This is a genomic window from Mesorhizobium sp. M0571, from assembly GCF_040320985.1.
Taxonomy (GTDB): domain Bacteria; phylum Pseudomonadota; class Alphaproteobacteria; order Rhizobiales; family Rhizobiaceae; genus Mesorhizobium.
The window spans coordinates 1-2,521 of record NZ_JAMYQT010000124.1 but is presented as its reverse complement, the minus strand read 5'-3'; the positions used below and the strand labels follow the sequence as shown (position 1 = coordinate 2,521).

Sequence of the window (2,521 nt, the reverse complement as noted above, 5' to 3'; positions counted from 1 at the left end):
GTAAGCGCGAATTTCCCCGCACCTTTTGCTGTTGAGTGCTCTGATGCACAAGGTGTCCACCGAAATAGGTGGACACCAAGTGATCGAAGAAGATGAGCAGAAACTGCGGGTGAGGCTTGTCGGTCGGGACGGGCGACGCCGATACGACGCCGCATCGAAGGAGCGTCTTGTCTCGGCCTGCCTTGAGCCTGGCGTGTCGGTATCGAAGCTCGCGCTCGAACATGGGGTCAATGCGAACCTTCTTCGGAAGTGGATAAAGAAGCGCGCGGAGACCCAGTCCCTCCCGCCGTCCCCGCCACCTGCGTTCATCCCGGTTCAGATTGAAAGCACTTCCGATCGGGCCTTGCTGCGACAGAGCAGCATGGCTGCGGTGGATTTGCCGGGGACTTGCGATGGGGTGCGTTGGTCGGCATCGAAAAGGACAGCGCATTTTTCCTCTCCAGCCAAGGTGAGCGCGTCGCTGCCGAACGGCGTGACGTTGACGCTGGAATGCGGTGATCTGGATGCATTGACGGCGACCATCGGAGCACTGGGTCATGTTCAGACTGGGCGCTGACCTGAAAGTCTACCTGCACCGCGAGCCGATCGACTTCCGGGCCGGCATCAACAGCCTCGCGGTTCTGGTCCAGGAGACGATGGCGCTCGATCCGTTTGCTCCGGCGGTTTTTGCGTTCTGCAATCGCCGTCGCGACCGGATGAAGCTCCTGTTCTTCGATCGCTCGGGCTTTGTGCTGGTCCTGAAGCGGCTGACCGAGGACAGGTTCAGGTGGCCGCGCCGGGAGGCAGCGGTGGTCACGCTTACGACCGAGCAATTGCACTGGATCCTCGACGGCATCGATATCGATGCGATGGTCCGCCATCCGGTGCGGCAATATCAGGTTGCCGGTTGAGGGCTCTCGAATTGAGCGGTTGACGCGCCGGCATGCTTTCGATTCAAGAATCTGATGAATCGACCCGGCGAACCGACTGTTGAAGAGTTGATGGCGCGTATTGCTGCGCTGCAGGCGCAGAACCGTCACCTCACCGAACGCGTCGTCAAACTCGAGGAAGAGCTGGCGCTTGCACGACTGCATCGTTTTGCGCCGAAGAGCGAAAAGCACATTGACCGCCTCTTCAATGAAGCCGAACAGGCTGCGGATGAGGACGCCGCCGACGGCGAAGATGGCGGCGTCGTTGTCCTGCCGGACACGGGCTTGCCGGCGAGCGAAGGGGCGACGGGAAAGAAGCGCGGCCGCAAGGCCTTGCCGGAAAACCTGCCGCGCGAGCGCGTCGAGTACGACCTTCCCGACGATCAGAAGGCTTGTCCTTGCTGCCGTCACCAGATGCATCGCATGGGCGAGGCCGTTACCGAGCAACTTCATATCGAGGTGAAGGCGAAGGTCCTGCAGAATGTGCGATTCAAGTATGCTTGCCGTCATTGTGAGCGTACCGGCATCAACACGCCTGTCGTGACCGCGCCAATGCCCGCACAACCCTTGCCGGGCAGCATCGCCACGGCTTCGACGCTGGCCTTCGCGCTCGTTCACAAATACGTCGACGGCACACCGCTCTACCGCCTGGCGCAGGCTTTCGAGCGCGCGGGCGTTCCTGTCAGCCGTGGCGCTCTGGGCCACTGGGTGATCGGCTCGAGCGAAAAGCATCTCTCCCGCATCTATGACGTGCTGAAGCTGCGGCTCAGATCGCAGCCCCTCATCCATGGCGACGAGACCACGGTCCAGGTGCTGAAGGAAATGGACAGAGAGGCCACCAGCACCTCGTACATGTGGGCATACCGGAGCGGCCACGACAGTGACGAGCCGATCGTGCTGCTCGATTATCAGCCGGGTCGCGGCCAGATACACCCGCAGACCTTCTTGGGCGATTACCGCGGCATCGTGATGAGTGACGGTTATTCCGCCTGGCGCACGCTGGAAGGGGCAAGGCATCTTGGCTGCATGGCTCATTCGAGGCGGCGCTTCGTCGATGCCCTAAAGGCGAGGAAGAAGGGTGGCGGGCCGCCGGAACAGGCGCTCCGGTTCTTCGAACAGCTCTATCGGATTGAAAGGCAGGCGCGGAACCAAATCCCCGATGACGGCGAAACGCGAGATCACTGCATTCGCCGCTTCCGCCAGCAACATAGTGTCCCGATCCTCCAGGCTCTCAAGGCATGGCTCGACGACATCGCTCCAAAAGTCTTGCCGGACAGCAAGCTCGGCGACGCCGTCTCCTACACCCTGAACCAATGGGGATATCTGACTCGTTACACCGAGGACGGCAGCATGCCGATCGACAACAATCTTCTCGAGCGTGACATCAGAATCTTTGCCACTGGTCGGAAAAGTTGGCTGTTCAGCGATACCGTCGACGGAGCCAGGGCCAGCGCCGTCATCTACAGCCTGATGTTGACCTGCCGCGCCTGTGGCGTCGAGCCGTTAGCCTGGCTGCGCCACGTCCTCACTGAACTACCTCAGCGCCCCGAGAACGCAGCCATCGACGACCTGCTGCCCTTCAACTTCCTCAAAACCGCTGCAGCCTGATCCGC

3 protein-coding genes are annotated in these 2,521 nt (G+C 61.2%); all 3 read left to right on the top strand.

Annotated elements, in window-relative coordinates:
• Positions 1–82 precede the first annotated feature (82 nt).
• Genes tnpA through tnpC form a run of 3 tightly spaced genes read left to right on the top strand, consistent with a single transcriptional unit; the run spans position 83 to position 2,516 of the window.
• Complete coding sequence (gene tnpA / locus NKI85_RS37570) at positions 83–556, top strand: IS66-like element accessory protein TnpA (protein WP_352532721.1); 474 nt, start codon at positions 83–85, stop codon at positions 554–556.
• On the top strand, positions 537–890 hold the full coding sequence (tnpB, locus tag NKI85_RS37565; RefSeq protein ID WP_023721448.1) for an IS66 family insertion sequence element accessory protein TnpB: 354 nt from the start codon (positions 537–539) through the stop codon (positions 888–890). The genes tnpA and tnpB overlap by 20 nt, the downstream gene beginning before the upstream one ends.
• A 54-nt stretch (positions 891–944) precedes the next feature.
• The gene (tnpC, locus tag NKI85_RS37560) at positions 945–2,516 is read left to right on the top strand and encodes an IS66 family transposase (protein ID WP_352780923.1); all 1,572 of its coding nucleotides are present in this window, start codon (positions 945–947) and stop codon (positions 2,514–2,516) included.
• Positions 2,517–2,521 lie beyond the last annotated feature (5 nt).

Excerpts from the sequence above, each read along its gene's own strand:
- tnpB (WP_023721448.1), top strand. The coding sequence starts at position 537 with ATGTTCAGACTGGGCGCTGACCTGAAAGTCTACCTGCACCGCGAGCCG.
- tnpC (WP_352780923.1), top strand. The coding sequence starts at position 945 with ATGAATCGACCCGGCGAACCGACTGTTGAAGAGTTGATGGCGCGTATT.